Source organism: Chitinophaga pinensis (genome assembly GCF_007896845.1).
Taxonomy (GTDB): Bacteria; Bacteroidota; Bacteroidia; order Chitinophagales; family Chitinophagaceae; genus Chitinophaga; species Chitinophaga pinensis_C.
Window position 1 is genome coordinate 165,049 of the sequence record NZ_VOHS01000005.1, and the last position, 21,162, is coordinate 186,210.

At 43.2% G+C, this 21,162-nt stretch carries 21 protein-coding genes and 1 other RNA gene; 9 read left to right on the forward strand and 13 right to left on the reverse strand.

The window, feature by feature from the left end:
- Positions 1–53: 53 nt before the first annotated feature.
- Positions 54–977, reverse strand: a complete 924-nt coding sequence (locus FEF09_RS07065) for an AraC family transcriptional regulator (RefSeq protein WP_146304462.1) — start codon at positions 975–977, stop codon at positions 54–56.
- A gap of 123 nt (positions 978–1,100) precedes the next feature.
- On the opposite strand from FEF09_RS07065, the gene FEF09_RS07070 reads away from it, so the two are divergent.
- Complete coding sequence (locus tag FEF09_RS07070) at positions 1,101–1,595, forward strand: DinB family protein (protein WP_186774229.1); 495 nt, start codon at positions 1,101–1,103, stop codon at positions 1,593–1,595.
- A 75-nt stretch (positions 1,596–1,670) separates the two neighbouring features.
- Here the strand turns inward: FEF09_RS07070 and FEF09_RS07075 are convergent, their stop codons facing one another.
- Together FEF09_RS07075 and FEF09_RS07080 are read right to left on the reverse strand one after the other, a co-directional pair.
- A complete protein-coding gene (locus FEF09_RS07075; protein WP_146304464.1) occupies positions 1,671–2,273 on the reverse strand; it encodes an FMN-dependent NADH-azoreductase in 603 nt (200 codons plus the stop codon).
- A 10-nt stretch (positions 2,274–2,283) separates the two neighbouring features.
- Positions 2,284–2,646 (reverse strand): DoxX family protein, encoded by a 363-nt coding sequence (locus FEF09_RS07080; protein ID WP_146304465.1) that lies wholly within the window; start codon positions 2,644–2,646, stop codon positions 2,284–2,286.
- Positions 2,647–2,750: 104 nt separating this feature from the next.
- On the opposite strand from FEF09_RS07080, the gene FEF09_RS07085 reads away from it, so the two are divergent.
- Complete coding sequence (locus FEF09_RS07085) at positions 2,751–3,146, forward strand: winged helix-turn-helix transcriptional regulator (protein WP_146304466.1); 396 nt, start codon at positions 2,751–2,753, stop codon at positions 3,144–3,146.
- A 31-nt stretch (positions 3,147–3,177) separates the two neighbouring features.
- On the opposite strand, the gene FEF09_RS07090 is transcribed toward FEF09_RS07085, so the two are convergent.
- Positions 3,178–3,549: a hypothetical protein gene (locus FEF09_RS07090; RefSeq protein ID WP_146304467.1), complete on the reverse strand. Its 372-nt coding sequence runs from the start codon at positions 3,547–3,549 to the stop codon at positions 3,178–3,180.
- A gap of 526 nt (positions 3,550–4,075) precedes the next feature.
- Here FEF09_RS07090 and FEF09_RS07095 point away from each other — a divergent pair.
- On the forward strand, positions 4,076–4,714 hold the full coding sequence (locus FEF09_RS07095) for a hypothetical protein (protein WP_146304468.1): 639 nt from the start codon (positions 4,076–4,078) through the stop codon (positions 4,712–4,714).
- Here the strand turns inward: FEF09_RS07095 and FEF09_RS07100 are convergent.
- The 5 genes from FEF09_RS07100 to FEF09_RS07120 all read right to left on the reverse strand — a co-directional run bounded on the left by FEF09_RS07100 (position 4,703) and on the right by FEF09_RS07120 (position 10,108).
- Entirely contained in the window at positions 4,703–5,989 is a 1,287-nt protein-coding gene (locus FEF09_RS07100) for a DUF58 domain-containing protein (protein ID WP_146304469.1), read from the reverse strand. The two genes, FEF09_RS07095 and FEF09_RS07100, sit on opposite strands and share 12 nt — an antisense overlap.
- A gap of 63 nt (positions 5,990–6,052) precedes the next feature.
- Entirely contained in the window at positions 6,053–7,033 is a 981-nt protein-coding gene (locus FEF09_RS07105) for an AAA family ATPase (protein ID WP_146304470.1), read from the reverse strand.
- Positions 7,033–8,211: a DUF4350 domain-containing protein gene (locus tag FEF09_RS07110; RefSeq protein WP_146304471.1), complete on the reverse strand. Its 1,179-nt coding sequence runs from the start codon at positions 8,209–8,211 to the stop codon at positions 7,033–7,035. The genes FEF09_RS07105 and FEF09_RS07110 overlap by 1 nt, the downstream gene beginning before the upstream one ends.
- A 59-nt stretch (positions 8,212–8,270) precedes the next feature.
- Entirely contained in the window at positions 8,271–9,119 is an 849-nt protein-coding gene (locus FEF09_RS07115) for a DUF4129 domain-containing protein (RefSeq protein WP_186774230.1), read from the reverse strand.
- Positions 9,120–9,124: 5 nt separating this feature from the next.
- Positions 9,125–10,108 (reverse strand): stage II sporulation protein M, encoded by a 984-nt coding sequence (locus tag FEF09_RS07120; protein ID WP_146304473.1) that lies wholly within the window; start codon positions 10,106–10,108, stop codon positions 9,125–9,127.
- 232 nt (positions 10,109–10,340) lie between these two features.
- Here FEF09_RS07120 and FEF09_RS07125 point away from each other — a divergent pair, with 232 nt between their 5' ends.
- Positions 10,341–11,066, forward strand: a complete 726-nt coding sequence (locus tag FEF09_RS07125) for an RDD family protein (RefSeq protein WP_146304474.1) — start codon at positions 10,341–10,343, stop codon at positions 11,064–11,066.
- On the opposite strand, the gene FEF09_RS07130 is transcribed toward FEF09_RS07125, so the two are convergent.
- A complete protein-coding gene (locus FEF09_RS07130) occupies positions 11,067–11,537 on the reverse strand; it encodes an RDD family protein (protein ID WP_146304475.1) in 471 nt (156 codons plus the stop codon). It lies immediately after the preceding gene.
- A 91-nt stretch (positions 11,538–11,628) separates the two neighbouring features.
- Positions 11,629–12,078 (reverse strand): DUF5684 domain-containing protein, encoded by a 450-nt coding sequence (locus tag FEF09_RS07135; protein WP_146304476.1) that lies wholly within the window; start codon positions 12,076–12,078, stop codon positions 11,629–11,631.
- Between the two features lie 251 nt (positions 12,079–12,329).
- Between FEF09_RS07135 and ffs the strand changes: the two genes are divergently transcribed.
- The 3 genes from ffs to FEF09_RS07150 all read left to right on the forward strand — a co-directional run bounded on the left by ffs (position 12,330) and on the right by FEF09_RS07150 (position 14,873).
- Positions 12,330–12,429, forward strand: an RNA gene (ffs, locus tag FEF09_RS07140) — signal recognition particle sRNA small type.
- A gap of 229 nt (positions 12,430–12,658) precedes the next feature.
- Entirely contained in the window at positions 12,659–13,309 is a 651-nt protein-coding gene (gene fsa / locus FEF09_RS07145) for a fructose-6-phosphate aldolase (RefSeq protein ID WP_146304477.1), read from the forward strand.
- Between the two features lie 247 nt (positions 13,310–13,556).
- Positions 13,557–14,873: an NAD(P)/FAD-dependent oxidoreductase gene (locus FEF09_RS07150; RefSeq protein ID WP_146304478.1), complete on the forward strand. Its 1,317-nt coding sequence runs from the start codon at positions 13,557–13,559 to the stop codon at positions 14,871–14,873.
- Positions 14,874–14,991: 118 nt separating this feature from the next.
- On the opposite strand, the gene FEF09_RS07155 is transcribed toward FEF09_RS07150, so the two are convergent.
- Entirely contained in the window at positions 14,992–16,284 is a 1,293-nt protein-coding gene (locus FEF09_RS07155) for a DUF5103 domain-containing protein (RefSeq protein ID WP_146304479.1), read from the reverse strand.
- Between the two features lie 148 nt (positions 16,285–16,432).
- Here FEF09_RS07155 and FEF09_RS07160 point away from each other — a divergent pair, with 148 nt between their 5' ends.
- Entirely contained in the window at positions 16,433–17,665 is a 1,233-nt protein-coding gene (locus FEF09_RS07160; RefSeq protein WP_146304480.1) for an ABC transporter permease, read from the forward strand.
- A 197-nt stretch (positions 17,666–17,862) separates the two neighbouring features.
- Here FEF09_RS07160 and FEF09_RS07165 read toward each other — a convergent pair whose 3' ends face one another.
- Positions 17,863–18,609 carry a TrmH family RNA methyltransferase gene (locus FEF09_RS07165; RefSeq protein WP_146304481.1) on the reverse strand — a complete coding sequence of 249 codons (747 nt, stop codon included), beginning with the start codon at positions 18,607–18,609 and terminating at the stop codon, positions 17,863–17,865.
- Positions 18,610–18,719: 110 nt separating this feature from the next.
- Between FEF09_RS07165 and FEF09_RS07170 the strand changes: the two genes are divergently transcribed.
- Positions 18,720–21,152: a BamA/TamA family outer membrane protein gene (locus tag FEF09_RS07170; protein ID WP_146304482.1), complete on the forward strand. Its 2,433-nt coding sequence runs from the start codon at positions 18,720–18,722 to the stop codon at positions 21,150–21,152.
- Positions 21,153–21,162 lie beyond the last annotated feature (10 nt).

A 21,162-nucleotide genomic window follows, 5' to 3' on the forward strand; every position in this document is an offset into this window, starting at 1 on the left:
GAAAAGAAGCCATGGGCTGGCTGTTAGCAATAACACTGAAAGTATTATGAATTTCAAAGATGATAGTTCTTCCTGAATTCAGCGGGTGTCAGACCGGTATTCTTCTTAAAGAAAGCGTTGAAGTTGGGTTGCTCCGCAAATCCAATACTATAGCCGATCTCCTGCAATGACCAGTCGGTCTGCAGTAACAATACCTTGGTTTCGTCCAGTAATCTGTTTTTGATATGAGTGCTCACATTCTGCCCTGTATGCTTCTTTAACAAGGCATTCAGGTGATTAGGATGCACAGAAAGACCAGCAGCAAATTCTTTGGCAGTCCTGATCCTTATCGGATTTTCCCTGTTAATGCCACCAGTTTCCTCTTCCAGCAATCTGAAAAAGTCATGCACATGACGATATTCATCGGAGACCGTGTCTGGTGGTGGGAAACTGGCTCTCTTCACACTCTCCACCATAATCAATTGCAGGTAAGCCTGCAGCGAATCACCGCTTAATTTACTACCTGCCAGTTCTTCCTCTTTCATTCTGTCAAAAAGCTGTTCCAGCACCGGAACATCTGTTGCCGCAATACGGATTACACTCTTCGACTTATCAGTAAACAGACTAAATTTATCCATACCCGCTTTCAGCATGGGAAATTCAGCCAGAAAAGAGCGCCTGAACAGGCAATAATACCCTCCGGATTCCTCTGAAAGGTTCCGCCAGGAAATAATATCATTCGGATGTATAAACAAAATAGACGGCTCATCCAGATAATAGGTATTCAGGCCCATCGTAAACACACCTGCGCCCTTTGTCGTAAAAAGGATCTTGTAAAAATCCCGGCGGTTAGGAGAAAGATAATTCCGGCATTCATGTATCTCCCGGTTGAATACCCGGATGCTCCAGTCCTCAAAATATTCTCTGAATACGGGGATAAGATCGGGAAGATCTCTCAATGTATCGATCGTGCGGCTGTCCAGTGTCTGAGATGACATAACTATATGGTGTTGAATACGAATTTACGCTGTTTGTCACAAATACCCCCTATAATTGGCTGCTTTACCGACCCGTTCCTGCGGACGAATGACCTACCTTGGACTACACCAATACTATTAACGATGGAAGTACAAACAGTTAGCAGCAGAACCTATGGCTTCATGGTATTGTATGACATGCATACTACGTTTTTCTCCAAAGTCATCGTGGATATTTCTGAAAAAGATGCCGGCGAACGTTTAGGTACAAAAGCCAACCATATGGCATGGCTGGCGGGCAGTCTTGTACAGGAAAGATTTGAACTGGCGAAATCTTTCGGCATAGATAAGCAACAACAGGCCTATGAATTATTCAAAGATCATAAGGGGATACAGGAAGGAGTACAATATCCCTCTTTGCAAACACTTGAGCAGGACTGGAAGATCATCTCTCCTTTGCTGAGAAAAGCACTGCTGGAAGCTGATGATGAGAAACTGGATGAGCCTTTTGAAATGCCGGGTATGAAAATGACCCTATTGGAACTCATTTCGTTCCAGATTTACCGGGAAGCAAATTGTATCGGACAACTGGCCCTGTGGAGAAGATTGTTGGGCTACGATGCCATGAAGTATATGTAAACCGCCTCCGCCATTCTGATTATATAATAAAAAAGGCTCCTTACGGAGCCCTTTTTTATTATGCAGTGAAAGTATTTATGCAATTACAACCTGCTCCAATCCTTTCTGTACCGCAGTTTCCTGTAAACCTGGAATACTACAACCTTCTGCTCTCACCAGCTGCACATCTGTCAATCCGATGAAACCCAGCATACCCAGCAAATATGGAGAAGCAAAATCAAATGCCTGTGCAGGTCCTTCAGAATAAACACCGCCTGAAGCCAGCGCGATATATACCTTTTTATCCTTTAACAGACCTTCAGGTTTACCTGTGGCATAAGAGAATGTTCTGCCTGCACGTACCACGTGATCCAGCCATGCTTTCAGCGTAGACGGAATATGGAAATTATACAGCGCTACTCCCAATATGATGATATCCGCTTCTTCCACTTCTTTAATAGCTGCTTCTGATAATTTGTCCGCTATAGCGGCTGCTTCTGCTGTAGCATCTCCCGCACCACGGAATGCCAGTAAATGTGATGCATCAAAATGGCCCAAAGGATCTTTTGCAAGGTCTTTCACGGTCACTGTGCTACCCGGATAACGTTCCTGTAACTGAGCAATAATGCCATCTGCCAGCTGTGTACTCTTAGACGCAGCACCACTCACACTGGATACAACTTTCAATATCTTTTTCATACGATTATTTTTATTTTTTGAGCTTATGATAAGTAAAATAAGAGGCGGCCAGTATTCCGAGGAATACCACCGGTACTACCGGATTAGGCATCGGATCGCCGGAAGCTGCATGTGCAATAGCGGCCGATACAAACGTGAAGGCAAAGCCTGCATACGTCCATTCTTTCAGGCGGCCATGCACAAGCGGAAGTACTAAAAGCACCACTCCGATCAGCTTGGCGATCGCCAGTTCAATCCTGAAATACGCGGGATACCCAATATGCCGGAAAGCCTGATCCATTTCTGGTTTTGTCAAATAGGCATAGGCGGAATAGGTCATCATTAACGCAATAATTGCGGTGGTGGCCCAATAAGTAACTTTGATTGCTTTCATCTAAAAAAATTGATGAAGCAAAACTATTCACAATTGCTAGTAAATAGTTAGTAGTATACTAAAGGTTAGTAGTAACCTGTTGGATAGTTATTTACCTTCGGGAAATGGAAACACAGGTAGCTGAAAAAGTAAAAAGAAGTGCGAAAGAGTGCTCCGCCAGATTATCAGCCATTCATGACGCCCTTTACGCCATTGGTGGTAAATGGAAGCTGAAGATCATCATCGTGCTTCGCGAAGACGGTAATAAAAGGTTCAATGAACTGCAGCGTGCGGTATCCGGTATCTCTGCAAGAGTACTGTCTAACGAACTGCGTGAGCTGGAATTAAACGGCTTTGTCAGGAGAAAGGTATATGAAGGACGTCCTGTAGTGGTGGAATATGAACTGACAGAATATAGCGATACACTTGGTGCAGTATTACATTCACTGAATGACTGGGGTACGATGCATAGAGAAAAGATCCGCAAGGAAATGTCGTCCTCACATACCCCTGATCTCTGATCAGGAATCAGGACTTTGCCGCAATAAGAGGTTAACGGGACATATACTGATCGTCCCGCTGAGCATATCTTATGCGTAAAAATGTGTACTTGATTGAAAGCAGCAATAACATCATTACCGGATTCCACAAATCAGTCATTGCAGCATCCGGTTTATCCAGAAATGGGTGGATGAATAATACAAGCAGCATACTTGCAGCGTAAATCAGCACATCAATACCCAGATGCAGCACCCATATGCGGTTGGACTCTCTTTTTACAGAGTTGAAAGTCTTCTTATTTCCCCAGAAAAAACCAAGCGTACCAAACAGCATAAACATGATCAATATCCACGAACGCTCACTGAGATTATCGCGATAAACACCATGCCCTATAGTGCCGGCAAGCAGCCTGATGTAAGGCACCGTAAACAGATTAATCAATGTAAAAAGGTAATACAATATAACACGCGGGAAAGATACGCGGGAGTGCTTTTAATGTATTGAAGTTGTTTTGACATAAGGGGAATATTTCTTACAACGAATGGTTCCCTAATTTAACATTTTTTTATGGCATCGCTTGCTGTTTTTTCACTACTGAACGCCCCTACATTCCATTGCCCTTCATTAGTCACTCCCAGCCTTATTCCCCGTAATTGACCTGCCCGGAACGTGGACCTGACGTGGACTTGATCTGCTGCAGATAAATAGCATATTGCGTACAAAGTGGACATATACCCCTACTTGTCAATCATTTACAGATCGAGTGAAAACAAATACCTGCAATATATCATTCGAACAACTTTTCCACATTCCAATATAGCTGTTTTTTCAGTTCAGCAATGATCCCGCAGCTATTACATCGCACTGTTAATATCTGTTAAGAATTAATAATAGCCCGCTCTACTTGTAAATGTGGAATGATTTTTTCAGCTTTCAGGTAAAAAACAAATTGAAAGCTTTCTTAATCATTGCGCTGTTATTCCTATTCACACCAACACAGGCGCAACAAAACAATATCAGCAGCATCAAAGCCAGTTATGATCCGGGCGCGATTGCAGAGCTATATGACCGTATACCACTAGGTCTCGAATTTAAATATGAAAACGGACAAACAAGAAAAACAGAAGGATATTTACAAGGGCCTTACCGATGGAGAAATATCAAAATAAGCAGCTCCAATGGGAGTATACAGAATGGTTATCTGTTAGTCAACAGGCAACAGCTGGCCAGTCAGCAGTATATCATCGAACTGACCATTTCCGTTCCGGAGTCAGCCACACCTATCACTACGAAACTCGAACTTCCTCACCTGACAGGTATCCGTTTTAATCATTATGCAGATAGTCTGAAAAGAGGCTTCCGCTTTTATCTGAATGTGGAAGGTACTTTCACGAGTGGAAAGGTGTATCCGCTGGATACAGCCACGATAAAATTTGAAACAAATGCAGGGAAACTATTGGGTCAGGACCTGCTGTTAAACAGTAATGATGGTACTACCCGTTCCATTACTGTTACAGCTGTCAATAAAAACGATCCCGGTATGTCTGTCACCAGTACCATACCCGTCAAACAATTATCAGATCAATGATCTTGATTTCAATTCCAGATACTTATTCACCACATTCAGTGTTAATTGCTCTGGTGTAGTCAGCAATGACAGAATACCATAGCGGGTCAGTTCCCTTACCATCAGTTTCTTTTCATAAGCAAACTTCTGCGCAATCACCTGACGATAGATATCTTCCACTGTATGCACATTGTCTTTCGTGAACTTTTTCAGTTCTGTATTCTCGAAAAATACAACGAGCAATAAATGATACTTAGCCAGTTTTCGCAGGTAAGGTAACTGTCTCTGCAACCCTGTCATGGATTCAAAATTGGTAAACAGGATCAGCAGGGAACGCTGTGAGAACAGACTACGCAATGACACACTCAGTCGTTCATAGTCACTTTCCTCCCATCGCGTTTCCTGTGCATACAAACGCTCCAGCAACAGGTTCATCTGCGTCTTCTTACCGGAAGCAGGTAATACATCTACCTGTTGCGCAGCCAATGTCACCAGTCCGGTTTTATCACCTTTCTGTAAAGCTATATTGCTGAATACAAGAGAAGCATTAATGGCATAATCCAGTAACGTAAGACCATTAAACGGCATCTTCATCGCACGTCCTTTATCAATCACACAATATACCTGCTGAGACTTTTCTTCAACATAGTTATTCACCATGAATGTACCTCTCCTTGCTGTCGCCTTCCAGTTTAAAGTACGCACATCATCACCACGAGTATATTCCTTGATATGATCAAACTCCATACTGTGTCCTATCACCCGTTTCTTATGTACACCCAGTTCTGCCAGGCGATTATTAAAAGAGAAAAATTCATAGTTATGTAAAGCAGCAAAAGAAGGATACACCTTCACGACTGTTTCATTTGCCGCTGTTATATGACGTTGCGCCATGCCTAACAGACTCCGTACAAAAGCATTGGTTTTTCCAAAGTTATATTCCCCTCTTTCCACCGGGCGTAAGGTATAGCTCATGTCCCGCTCTTCACCGGGTTTCAGCTGTACCTTTTTCCGAAAATCCCGGATCTGAAACTGTACAGGTAATTCTTCCAGTACTATCACGGTAACGGGAAAACGATAATTATTCTGCAGCTTGAGATGAATATCATTTTCCTCTCCGTTGCTAAAGCGACCGGCCATACTACGGGAGATCAGCACAGGTTGTTTTCCCGCTACATACAGAAAGAAAAGATCCAGCAACAGCAGGAATAATAAAATACCTACCATCAGTTTTGCCACGATAAACAATAAAGGGAAAAAGAAGCTGATCACAAAAAAGATCGCTGTGCTTCCCATCAATGTATAAAAGCGTGTCGTAAAGAATAAAGAGAGAAAAAACGTTTCAACATAACATTGCGTTTACCTTGGCACTTCCACTGCTTTCACAATCTGTGCGATCACTTCATCTGTTGTAATACCTTCCATTTCACGTTCGGGCGTCAGTACAATACGATGGCGCAATACATGCGGCAGCATACTTACAATATCATCAGGCGTTACAAAATCACGGCCGGTCATAGCGGCAGTCGCCTTTGCACAGTTCATGACTGCCAATGATGCACGTGGAGAAGCACCCAGATATAATGAAGCATTATTACGCGTTTCATGAATCAGTGCAGCAATAAAATGCAACAATTTATCTTCGATATGCACCTTACGTACGAGCGCCTGATATTCGATGATCTGTGTCGCTGTCACCACCCGCTGTATCAGTTGCGTGAGATCAGCAAGACCATTATATTGATGCATGGCCTGCAACATTGCTACCTCTTCCGTTAAAGAAGGGTATTTCACTTCTATCTTAAAGAGAAAACGATCTAATTGTGCTTCAGGCAAACGATAAGTACCCTCCTGCTCTATCGGATTCTGGGTAGCTACTACCATAAAAGGAGCCGGCAGCGGATGTGTAATACCATCATTGGTAATTTGTCTTTCTTCCATCACCTCAAACAATGCTGCCTGTGTTTTTGCAGGAGCACGGTTGATCTCATCTATCAGTACCAGATTACCAAATACAGGTCCGCGTTTATATTCAAACTCTCTCTTCTCAGGATTGAATACAGATGTACCTACCACATCAGCCGGCATGATATCCGGTGTGAACTGCAATCTGGAAAAGTCTGCATCAATGCAACGCGCCAGTAATTTGGCAGTAAGTGTTTTTGCAACACCCGGTACGCCTTCAATCAATACGTGGCCATGCGTAAGCAGACCTGCTATTAAAAGGTCAATCATTTCATGCTGACCAACGATTACTTTTCCTATCTGTTGACGGATAGCATTTACTGCTTCGTGAAGCGCTGTAAAGTCCGTGCGATGCTGGAATATAGTTTCTTCCATTATTTCGTATTTATATAAAACGCCTGTATTTTCTTATAAAACTGTTGCAGGAACTCATCTGAGATAGTTTGTGTATCCTGCATCTGCCGGATATCCTGCAATATTCCTTTTACCTGTTCAACCGGCATCACTGCCTTCCGCGACAAAGCATCTGCAAAAGCATGATCCATATTATTCGTACTCAGATAATAACGTGTACGTATAAACTCCTGCCATTGCAGAATAATCTTTTGTATCAGATTACGGTTATCATGTTGCTGATAATAAAGTTGCCCCAATGCATCTACAAACTCCAATGAATTATTCTCCAGTGGTGGTCTTTCAGGAACAATGCGTTGTCTGCGCTTACTTTCAAACAGGATATACAGCAATAACAAACCGACGCCCAGCCACAATGCCCATCTCATAGCAGGATAACGCATCAGCACCTGCCATTCACTGAAATCAGATGATTGTCTGCTATACTGATATTTATAAAACTCATCCCAGTACACATGATCCATGTAGTGATTGGTATATGACAGCTGTCTTTCCAGCGATACCATATTACGACCATGCATCAGAAAATAATTGGTCAATGTAGATGGTTGTAACAAAACAAAAACAGCTCCTTCACTGACTGTTATTTTCACAAAGTTTGGCCGGTTAAAAGCATCTGTTCCTAATATAGTTGTAGCACTGGAATCCATTCCTGTGATATAGCTGCCACCCCTGATCCCTTTACGCGAAAAGGCGGTATCAGGCGCCAGATGCTTGTTGACATAACGCTGATCTGCATTGGTCATTGACTGGAAAAATCCTTCATCATCTACCGTCAGATGCAGGAGATCCAATAGTATACTATCGGGTCTGTTGACGGCTAAGAACAACTGATTACCGGCAGCCGCAAATTTTATCATATTAGCGGCGTCTTCCGGAGAAGTATACAGATTATCTGCGACCAATATATACAGATTATAATCTGTCGAAGACAAAGTAGCATCCTTTGTATAAGTACGCGTAAATGGCTTGGTAACGACCTGTGGTTTGATGTCATAATAAAACAATTGCGACATTGCTTTAAACATGGCATAACATCCCCCCGGCCGCTTATCCTTATAAGAAAAGCTCTGCCGCGCCAGTTCCTGTTCGTCGATATTTTTATTATCAACCATTCCATCACGGACTGATATAGCCATGAGGGCTATAAAGATCAGGACAACGGCGCTGATTACTATTATTGCTACTGTTTTTGATTTCACCGGGTATAGCCTAATTCGTTCATAAATTGACGGAACTCTCTGTGCAGATCATTGAACTGTTGATTATTCACAGGAGCTTCTCCGTACCAGATGTATTCATAATTCAATGTCAGTGCGGCAAATTTCTTATACCACGGTGTTGACAACATACTGCGCAGATAAGCCGCATTTGTTTTTTCCCTGCTATAGGTGACAACCTCTTTATCTATCAATACACGCAGTGTTTGCAGATAAAGCAGTCTCACTGCCTGTCTGAACCTGCCGGCTGCAATGGCTTCTTCTATCTGTTGCTGATAGGTTTCCACGTCCTGCTCTTCTTCCATTATTTTCACCACTTTTCCGGCATCGTCTGAAGTCTTCCGGAAGAGATAACCATTCTGTTTCAGATAGAGATATAATAACCAGCCAAGACAGGCTACTACAATTGCAATGATCAGTTTGTGTATAGCTGCGATGAAATTGAAAACAGCGTTCAGAAAATCATTCCAGCCGGAGCGGCGGGGCGGCTCTTTCTTTTTAAGCGCATATTGCAGTTTCTTATCAGCCTGCAGCACTTTCATCATAGTGTCCGGCACGCTGCGCACTACCAGTGGATAATCTGCATAAGATTCTATAGTATCTGCGATGACCGGCGCAGCCTGATCCCATAGGTAGTGTTCCTGTACGGCCTTATCAGCTGCGGCTGCCAGTACTGAATCATCCGCTATTTCATCCGCTTCTTTTTTTGTAACTGTCTGTTCCATATCTGCTGCTACCATGGAATCCCATTTCTCAGCCGGTACAGACTTTTGTGCGTTTGCACATAATGGCAGGATCAGTATAATCAGGATATAATAAACACGCATTTTCCTCATTTCACCGGCTTTATAATATTTGCTTTCAGACCGAGCTTATATCCTTGTTTGTGCAGGTAGATCGGGTAAACAATGAAATATCCGACAATAAATATCAGTGATAGCAATAAGATACTGATGCTGGCCCATAAAGGCATGGCTGTATGGCGGGTAACAAATCCTTCCAGAAATGCTGCCACTATAAAGATGGGGACCAGTGTGATCATAATCTTTACGCCATCACGCGCTGTTTTCTTCAGCGCGTCCAGCCGTTTTCTGGTACCGGGAAAGATAAATCCGCTGATCATGACCAGTCCGGCACAACCAGCTATCACGATAGCTGATATTTCCAGTGTACCATGAATCCATATCACCAGTACAGATTTAAAACCCAGTCCTTTGGAAAAGAAATAATATTGAAAGGAGCCCAGCATTACACCTGTCTTCAGCATATACCAGAGTGTACCGATACCAAAGAAGATACCTCCCATGAAGGTCATCATGGCCACCGTGATATTGTTTTTGGCGATCCATAAAAACATCACGAGTTCGTTTTCCTGTTTATATACGCCGAAGGGATCCCCATTATTGATATTCTGCTCTGTCATACTTACATATTCATCACCCAATACACCACGAACGAATGTTTCATCGTGTGCGGCAGAAAATGCGGCGATGATACAGAAGAGTAGAAAGAACAAGAATGTAAACAGGAATAAACGGTGATATCTGCGGAACAGCAGAGGCAATTCATATTTGAAGAAGTTGCGGAATCTGCCATCCTGCTCTTTACGATTGCCGTAGATGCTGTGATAAATATTGGCGGCCAGACTGTTAATATAGCTGGTCACTTTACTGAAACTATAGAAGGTTTTGGCATAAGCCAGATCATCCAGAAGGCTTGTAAAGCGTTCTGCCATTTCATCCGGATCTTCTGCGGGTTGATCCTGATACTTTTTCCAGCGCTGGAGATTCTTTTTTATGAAGGTTGATTCACGCATGGGCTGTCTGTTAGTCCGTCATCCTGGTGCAGGGCCATAAATTCCAAAGTCTACATGCCTGTTTACCGGAAGTCAATGTGCGACGTTTCTGCTCATCAGTCGGATATTCGTTTAGAATATACAAAAAAATGTGCCGATAAAATTTTATATTAAGGAAATGTAGCTAGATTAGTCTGTTATCTGTGTGGAACAGACTGCTTACAAACATATCGATTAATCACTAAATTTATACATGGCCAATATAAAAATACCCACTTCCTTTAATATAGATCTGGAGTTCGAAACAGCCAATATTTTCCAGCGGTTGATGGGACTGCTGATTGACGGTACTATCAAGATCCTGTATATTATTGTGTTAGGGTATACCGTTAAGAACCTTCAACTGGGACAGGTGGCCAGTTATGTAGTATATTTCTTCCTCGGAGGCCTGCCGATGACCTGTTACTACCTTGTATTGGAGATCATAATGAACGGACAAACGCCGGGTAAGCTGCTGATGAATATCAGGGTCAGGAATATGCAGGGAGGCCGGCCGAGCATGAGTCAGCATCTGATCCGCTGGTTATTCCGCATTATCGAGACACCGTATTTCCTTATCAATGGGCTTATTCCATTGATTGCCATGTTAAGGTCTCCTTATTATCAGCGGCTGGGAGATGTGGTGGCAGGAACAATCGTTGTGAGTACGAAAACCAAAGCGAGCCTGAATGGTACTATATTCAGGGATATGTCGGCAGTGGATTATACACCTCGTTTCCCACAGATATTACGCCTGTCAGACAGAGATATGAATAAGATCAAGAACCTGATGGATCAGGCAGTCAAATCCAATAATCCTGAACTGACAGCGCGTGTTGCTTACCGGGTAAGAGATGTGCTGGATATTCAGACGGACATGATGCCCGGAGAATTTCTCGAGACAATCTTAAACGACTATAACTACTATACTACCAGATAGTTATCTTTTGATCACCATGGTATGTGTCCACTGGTCATGCCATGGTGCATCTGCGAACCCTGAAAAGCGCATAAAAGGTACAAGACGACACAGAGAACGCAGCAATGCGTCCTGTAAGGTCAGCGGACTGCCATCTATACGTACAGCGTAAGTGGCGGTAATCATTTTACCGATAGTGCGGCCGCCATTACCATATTCAAAGCCTGTGTAATACGCTACGAAACCTCCGATCATCGCTAAATAAAATATGCCTGCGAAATCATTTGACTCGTCAAATTGTGTATCACTCAGTGCGCTTACCATGAGTATGATCCCCAGCGAAAACAGCAATCCTATTGATACCGCGATGATATAATCCACCACATAATTGACAAAACGCTGTGTCTTTTCAGCTTTTCTGGTATACTGGATAGCGTGCAGATCTTCTATCAGTCCTTTTTCATGGATATTGTCCCCAAATTGGTTTTGCATATAGAAAGTAAAAATTAATGAACAACGCTAAAAAAAACTGCCGGTTGCATTTGAATCACAACCGGCAGGTAACTAATTATGGCAAAAGTTGTCAGACGGCCGGCGTACCGATACTTCCTATCTGATTATCAAGAGATGAGCCTGAAGGACGACCTCCCGGGCCGATATATCGGATATCACTGCTGAACGCCATGATAGGAATAAAGATGAAACTCAGGAAAATGAGACCGAGCGTAAACCCGATATCCTTTCCAAAACTTTTGCTGAACTCATGTGTAAGAATGATCGGCAAAATGAACCATCCATAAATAGGAATTAAGAACATAAATATATACCACCACGGCTTGCCGATAATCTCCAGCATCACGATGGTGCTATATATAGGGACGATACTTGCCCAACCCGGTTTACCTGCTTTCTCGAATATCCTCCAGCTACAGTAGATGTAAAATACGACAAAGGCTAACCAAATTAAAATAAATACAGCAGAAACTCCGGCAAGTATGCCTCCGGAAGAATCATACGACGAATAGTCTTGCATAATTAAAAGGTTTAGGTGAAAAATTGAGGTATGTAAAACGATCAGAATGTCCCATAGTTTTCGATAACAGATGAATTTCTTGTAAAAATGGAGCTCAACAGGGGCCAACAGTCACATTATATAGCTTTTATAACATCATAAATTACAGAATTGATCACTGTTAACCACATTTTTATTTACTTTTTTTCAAAAAATCACAAATTTTCCTGAATAATATTTGTTAGTTATTTCAAATGGTGTACATTTGCACCCGGCAAGTCTTATACGACCAGCTCCTACTGAACTCCCCCAGGACAGGAATGTAGCAAGGGTAGGTGGTTGTAGCGGTGCGATGTAAGTAACTTGCCGTTTTTTTTTCTTTTTATTCCCGGTCATCAGGCGTCATTCAGACACTATTCAACTCTCTTTAAAATAAAGATGCCCGGAGAATCTGCCCAATGCTTTCCAACTGTTTATTCGCGTGATTGTCCGGTTTCTGTATTCATTAAAAGATGAATAGTTGAATACTGTTGATTATGTATTATTTGTTGCGTACTATTGTACCGGCAATTTTATTTAAAAAGGACTAAATCATTTCACAATGAAATTCTTCATAGATACTGCAAACCTTGCACAGATAAAAGAAGCAAACGACCTTGGCGTTCTTGACGGTGTTACCACCAACCCTTCCCTGATGGCTAAAGAAGGCATCAAAGGGGAAGCTAACATCCTCAAGCATTATGAAACAATTTGCGAGCTGGTAGATGGTCCTATCAGTGCAGAAGTACTGTCTACTGACTTCAATTCAATCATTGAAGAAGGTAAGAAACTGGCTGCTATTCACCCAAACATCGTGGTGAAAGTGCCAATGATCAGAGATGGTGTGAAAGCGCTGAAATGGTTCACTGACAACGGTATCAGAACAAACTGTACGCTGGTATTTTCTGCAGGTCAGGCAATCCTGGCTGCTAAAGCAGGCGCCAGCTTCGTATCTCCTTTCATCGGTCGTATCGATGATGCTAACTGGGATGGTGTAGATCTGATCGCTCAGATCTCTCAGATCTATGGTGTACAGGGCTTCAAAACTGAGATCCTGGCTGCCTCTATCCGTAGCCCATTGCATATCATCAAATGTGCTGAAGTTGGTGCTGACGTTTGCACCTGCCCGCTGGATTCTATCCTCGGCCTGCTGAAACACCCGCTGACTGACATCGGTCTTGCCAAATTCCTGGAAGACGCGAAAAAAATGTAATCGTACTTTTAGATGGTATACTCCCCGGTGCAGGCCATGCATCGGGGATTTTTTTTGCCCCGAAATCCTCTTTTCCTTCCTATTTTTGCATATTCTTTATCACTTTCATAATAAACTTTCATTCTTTTCTGAAAGTATTGTAAATTTGATATGCATTTATAACTTCCGGCGTTTGAATACATAGTGTTGCAAAGAGAACAACACGATCATTTCTGATTTATTTCTCTGACTGCTAAATGATTGTATTATGATTCAACCGAATATTCCGGAAACTGGTAAACCTCGTGTGGTAATTGTTGGTGGTGGCTTTGGTGGTATCAACCTCGCTAAGAAACTCAAACACGCCCCTGTTCAGGTAGTCATGCTGGACAGAAACAACTATCACCTCTTCCAACCCCTCCTATATCAGGTATCTACAGCCGGTCTTGAAACAGATAGTATTGCATTCCCACTGCGCGGTATCTTTAAAAATCAATCCAATTTCATTTTCAGAATGGCAGAAGTAACCGGCGTACGTCCGGCTGAAAACATATTGGAAACAGGGATTGGCGAACTGAAATACGACTACCTCGTATTTGCAACCGGTAGTAATACCAACTTCTTTGGTAACAAAATCATTGAAGAACATGCTATCGGTATGAAGTCACTGATAGAAGCAGTGCAGATCCGTAACTATGTGATCAAACAGTTCGAAGAAAGTCTGCTGCTGAAAGATGAAGCACAGATCAAAGCAAAACTGAGCTTCGTAATGGTGGGTGGCGGTCCTACCGGTGTTGAACTGGCAGGCGCATTCGCTGAATTACGTAAATATATCATGCCGAAAGATTATCCGGAACTGCCGGTATCTCTCATGAATATCTATCTTATTGAAGGTAGTAACCGTATTCTGAACGGTATGAGTGAACACTCTTCTCAGAAATCACTGGAAAGTCTGCAGAAACTGGGCGTAAACGTACTGTGCAATGCTGTTGTAAAAGAATATGACGGTAAAACACTTGTGTTAAGCAATGGCGAAACCCTCAGCACACAGTCCCTCCTGTGGGCTGCTGGTGTAAAAGGCGTTCCTGTAGCAGGTATTCCGGCAGAAGTAATCCTGCCAAACGGCCGTATACAGGTGAATGAATTCAACCTTGTAAATGGTACGCAAAATATCTACGCGATCGGTGATATCGCTCAGATGGTGAACGATCCTAAGTTCCCGAGAGGTTATCCGATGGTAGCGCAGGTAGCTATTCAACAAGGGGGGAATCTTGCTGAGAACCTGCTGAAAACAATCAATTCTTCCGGACAAGGCCTGCAACCATTTAAATACAAAGACCTTGGCAGCATGGCTACCATCGGTCGTAACCACGCAGTAGCTGAATTCGCAGGTATGAAACTGAGCGGATTTATGGCATGGATGGTATGGATGGCTGTACACCTGATGAGCCTTTTAGGCTTCAGAAATAAACTGGTTGTGTTCAGTAACTGGTTCTACCGCTACTTTACATTTGATCGTGGTACACGTATTATTATTAAACGTGGAGCGGCGAATATTGTGAAGTTGCGCCAGACGGTCAACTAAGAATCAGGAATGATAGAGAAAGTGTAGCAAAGGGAATTCCTGACTGAATAAAATAAAAAGCCGAAGGCAAATTGGTAGATACCAATTGGCCTTCGGCTTTTTATTTTCGGTGGATGAGTTATTTACGGCTTAATATAGAGTTTAGTGTGGTAGTTGTCACCAGTTCATCCGCACGACCACCTAATGCACGATAGTAAACGAGAATGGTATAGTTGTTCTCTGTTTCCCACCAGTCGCCTTCCGTCAGTTTTGTATCTGCCTTGCTGCCTGCAATCGTATTATCCACTAACGCATATACGTAGTTATAAAAACCCTGTTTCAGAAACAGCGAACCTTCATAGGCTTTGGTCGCAGGATTGAAGACCATACGTGTGTAATCATTACACTCATAATTGGTCAGTTCTCCCAATATATACATGTTGTAGCCTGCATATGGCTCCGGTACCGGAAAAGAGAAATGTACAGTAGCATAATCTCCTTCGAAGAAAGGATTGTAGTCATCCAGTGTTGCCAGATAGTACAAGCCATTAATATCTTTGATAAACTGATACATCTTCCCTCCTCTTTCGAAATCCGGCAGCGCGAAAATGTTGGTATGATCTTTTGCATACTCTGTATTTCGCACACGTTCTGTCTGTAAACGGAAACTACGCAGATCGATCCAACGCCACTCCTTACCGGCAGGCATTACACAATCTACTTCCCAGTTATACTCGAGGATATTTCCTTTGATGAATAGCGGACGTGGAAACTTGATGGCATTATCCCAACGGTAGTTCTGCAGGATCACTACTTTCATCTGATCGAAAGGATTCACCACATTCAGACCGCCCATATTTACAGAAAAGTTGATCTTCTGGTGAGTACGGAAAATCTTTGGCGTAACAGGCTGCTGAATGAAGCCACTTACCCCTGCTTTATTACCCACCACCAGCATACGACGTGTAAATGCCAGCTGACTGGTATCACTGTCCATGTATACTTTTAACAGATAGTTACCAGACCTCGTAGGATAACAGTTCTGATTAGGCAGTTGTACCGTCCAGTGTGTATACTTCTGTAAAGCAATACTGGAAAAGCGATAATCCTGTATTCTGTTTTCTGAGAAACCGCGCAGGTATTCCACCTGTGTGATCTGCGCAGGTGTCCAGTCAGCATTACACAAAACGAATGTATAGAAGTAGTTCTTTACATCATTGTCCAGATCATCAAAGCTGAGTTCCAGCTTTTCCTCACCATTCAGCGTAATGATAGGATAACTCAGCTGGTCGCCGGCCTGATTCAGCTTAACTGACTGAATATTATTGTAGTATATGTGGTCAGGCCCAATGGTATTTTCCTGCGCCGCTACAGGCAGAACATATACCAGCAAACACATTACAGGTATACAGAAGAGGGATTTTAACTTCATAATCGCATTTCAAGTAAGCAGTAAGGTACTATTTTTTCAACTTGTACAACGCGCTGGCCCTGTTCTTTCGTATGATGAGCCTACCGATGGTCCCGTGTGTGCAAGGGGGAATAGAACTGTTTAGGATTATATTCAATACATTTGTTACATGCGTTTATCTCTATTTATCGCCAGACGGATCGCATTTAACCGGTCCTCTTCCTTTTCGAGGTTTATCATCAACATAGCTGTTGTCGCTACCGCTATCAGCGTAGCGGTCATGATACTGGCGGTAGCACTGGTAAATGGCTTTCAACAGGTAATCCAGCAGAAAATATTCAGTTTCTGGGGACATATCCACATTACCCAGTATCAGCCAAATGCCGGTCCGCTGACAGAGCAGGTACCTTTTACGGGTGACAGCACCGTTGTGGAGCGGCTGAAAAAGATCAAGGGTATTACCACGGTCAATGCATATGCTACTAAATCGGCTATTGTAAAAGCTGAAAAAGATCTGGAAGGCGTTATTTTCAAAGGTGTGGATCGTCATTATAACTGGAACAATCTGCAGCAATTCCTGCAGGAAGGGAGCCCTATTCGCTATAATGACAGTAGTTATGCACCCGAAGTGATGATCTCTGTGAGCCTGGCGAAAGAATTAAAGCTGAAGCTCCATGATCCTCTGATTGTCTATTTCATTCAGGGCGCAGGGCAGCCACCCAGAGCACGTAAACTCACAGTAGGTGGCATTTTTAAGACAGGTATTGAAGAATATGATAAAACATATGTTCTGGGAGATCTGGAACTGATACGCAAACTGAATGACTGGAAGCCAGGCAGCATCGCAGGATATGAGATATTTACAGATGACTATCGCAATATTCAGCAGGTTGCTACCGAGGCCTACGATGTGATTCCGGAAACTTTGTTCATGCGTTCCATTCAGGAGATATACCCCAATATCTTCGCATGGCTGCGTCTGCAGAATAAAAATGAGGTCATCATACTTGTGATCATGTCTATCGTTGCAGTTATTAACATGATCACTGCCATCCTCATATTGATACTCGAGCGCACAAATATGATTGGTATTGTGAAGGCACTGGGAATGCGTGGTTTCAATATTCAGAAAATCTTCATTTATCAGGCGGGTTATATTGTGCTGGCAGGGATTATCCTCGGTGATATATTGGGTATCGGCATTGCCATTCTGCAGCAAACGACCGGTTTCTTCAAACTGCCGGAAGAATCCTACTATATGTCAGTGGCTGCTATTTCCCTGCATTGGTGGGAAGTTTTAGCGATAAATGCAGGTACACTGCTGATATGTTTGCTGGTACTTATCATACCTTCGCGTGTGATCCGGAGAATTACCCCGGTAAAAGCTATTCAGTTCAAATAAGGCCCTTTTCCGGCTGGCTGATATTTGTTCAGATGCCGTTTTAATAATGCTTATCCTACGTTCATCCTACGTTCATGAACGTAGGATGAACGTAGGATAAGCATTATATAAGCAATATCAAACCGGCTACAAAAGCACATAAAAAGGCGGCTGATCTTCTATGGATCAGCCGCCTTTTTTGTTATGAAAAAGTGAATTTATATCAATAATCTGCCACAGATAATACCTGCTGCTACACCTGCATTCAGGGATTCTGCGCCTCCCAGCCGGGGAATAGTGATCTTGTGGGTACTGGCTGCGATGACCCCTTCACTGAGTCCGCGGGACTCATTTCCAATCAGGATAATCCCCTCTTCCAGCTTCGAAAATTCCGTAATATCGCGCCCATGCAGCGTGGCCGCATAAGAAGGCACACCTGCTTCCTTTATGAGGGTACTGATGTCACTTTCCAGTATGCTGACACGGGCAATACTTCCCATGGTAGCCTGAATAGTTTTTGGATTGTAGGCGTCTACACAGTCAGGCGAACAGATAATCCGGCGGATACCGAACCAGTCGGCTATACGAATGATGGTACCCAGATTACCGGGATCCTGAATGGTTTCCACGGCCAGCGATATAGTACCTTTCAGTGATCCTGGCGCTATAGCGGGCGATGCAGGAATATCCAGCAGGGCAATCGCCTGATTAGGTGTGGTCAATGCAGACAGCTGCTTTAAGACATTTTCGTCTACTTCCGTTACTTTCACATCAGCAGTACGATCCAGTAATGCACTGTGAGTAGCGATCCAGGCTGAAGTTGCATATACTTCTTTTACCGGAACGCCCTCCTGTAGCAGCTCAGGAACGATCTTATCACCTTCTGCCATGAACTGGCCGGATTTTTGACGGTATTTTTTATGCTGTAATGATTGAATATACTTAATTTGCGCCTTCGACAACATAGAGCCAAACCTACATGAATTCTTTTAATCGGCAAAGCCACCCGGATCTGGTCTCTATGGAAATAAACTGAAAACAAAGCTTCTAACTATTAATAATTGTATTGACTCTGATGCAGCAGCGGCCACATAGTTCCCTTTTTATTTATCTGAACTATTCAATCATCCTGATGATCTCACTCGCGCTGGCTGCATGTTCCAATACAAAATACCTTCAGAAAAATCAGCTCTTATATATTGACGCAGATGTAGACGTCAAAGGGGAAGCCTCTTCTGTTGATAAACAGGATATCCGCAGCTCCCTTTACTCCAAACAGCTGATGATGCAACAGCCAAACACCCTCTTTGTTGGTACCCGTTTCAAAATATGGCTCTATAACCAGAAGCATAACGAGAAAAAATCCAACTGGTTCTGGAACCTGATGCTGTCGCCCCGCAACCTCGAAGAGCCCGTGCTCTACGATTCTACCAAAACCAAAGAATCTATCAAACGCATGGTAAGCTACCTGAATAATCAGGGGTATTTCTATGCAACCATAGACCGGGTAGAGTCCATCAAAAGGCAGAAAGTCAGTGTGACCTACAAGGTGAATACCGGCAAAAACTTTGTTATCAATAAGATCTACTACGAAATACCAGACACCAATCTGCTGAAAATCGTAAAAGACAACGAAAAACTGGCGCTGATCAAAACCGGTCTGCCTTATAAACAGGAAGTATTGGGTAGTGAAAGAGAGCGACTGATGCGTGTGATACGTAATGCCGGTTACTATAAATTTGATCGTGATGCAATAGAATTTGAGATAGATACCCTCCATAAAAGCCTGTTCCGCAACCTCATGAACCCATTTGAAGGTATCGTGAATGTGTACAACGAACGTAAAGGACAGGACAGACCGAAAATGGATATTTCCGTCCGCATCTGGCATCCGGAAGATTCTTCTATCCGCTATCAGAAATATGTACTGGACAGCATTGTCGCTTATCCTGATTTTCCGGTGTATGGTAATAATGCAGATTCCATCTTCAAAACTACACAACGGAAAGAACTGACTATCCGCTTCCGCCAGAATATTCTGAAGCCCTCCGTATTATACAGATCTATCCTGTTAAAAAGCGGAGACACTTTCTCTCAACAACGTACGAATGATGCCATCAACAGATTGTATGATCTGGGCGCATGGCAGTTTGTAACATTGCAATACCGTGAAAGAAAAGATACGCCCAATACACTCAATACCTACATCTACCTGACACCTAAACGCCGGCAGGAAATAGGCGTCAACTTTGAGGTCAGCACGAGCTCGGATTACCTCGTGGGTAGTGGTATCAGTTTAAACTATAAACACCTGAATATAGGTCACTCCGCCACGCAGCTGAATGTGAGCCTGAATACCGGTGTTGAGCTGATCCGTTCACAAGGTACATGGATGCTGCAATCACAGGAGATCGGCGGACAGGTCAGTCTGATATTCCCGCGTTTTATCACGCCATTCCATATTGCACAGGGTACACGTTCGGCAGTAAGAACGAGACTGACCGCAGGGGTTGATTACCTCACCCGTTCTTCTAAATTTTACATTTCCAACGTGAATGCGTCTTTTGGTTATGAGTGGAATGCATCTCCTTATAAACGCTGGATTGTAAAGCCGATCTCACTCAACTATGTAGGCGTAAACCTGAATGAGGTATTCCGTGAGACGGTGGTAAATCTGAACCCTTACCTGAAACGTAGTTTTGAACCAGCATTTATCGGGGGAGAAAACGTCACCTACATTTATAGCAATAACGATGCACTGCATAAGAATCACTATTCCTATTTCCGCGCAAACGTAGAAGAGTCCGGCGCATGGCTGAACGGCATTAACAGTTTGTGGGGAACGATTGCCAGCAATGGAAATGATCTGGAAAAGATGACCAATATGCCGATTGCAAACTTCATAAAACTGGAAGCAGATTACAGACATTACTGGACACTGACCAGTCATACTGTACTCGCCACCCGTGCTTATGGAGGTACCGGTATTCCTTATGGCAAATCGGATGTAATGCCTTATATCCGTCAGTTTACAGCCGGCGGTCCTAACAGTATCCGTGCATGGCGACTGCGTACGCTGGGTCCGGGTATCTTCAAAGACAGTTCTTTAACAGCCAGTACATTCCCTGATCAGACGGGTGATATGAAGCTGGAAGCCAATATAGAATACCGTTTTGACCTGCTTCGTCTTTTTGATGGCAGTATCAATCTGAAAGGTGCCACCTTCCTTGACATGGGTAATATCTGGATGCTGAAAAAAGATACGACGCGTCCCGGAGGTGAGTTCAGATTACAGAATCTGTACAGGGACATGGCAATAGGCACCGGTGCAGGTCTGAGACTGGATTTCTCTTTCTTCCTCATCAGACTTGACTGGGGTGTACCCGTCAAAGTGCCTTACTTCAAAGGCAACAAAAATGGCTGGTATCTGGGAGAATGGCAGCTGGGAGATGCCACATGGCGTAGAAACAATATTATCTGGAACATTGCGATTGGTTATCCGTTCTAAGCATGTTCTT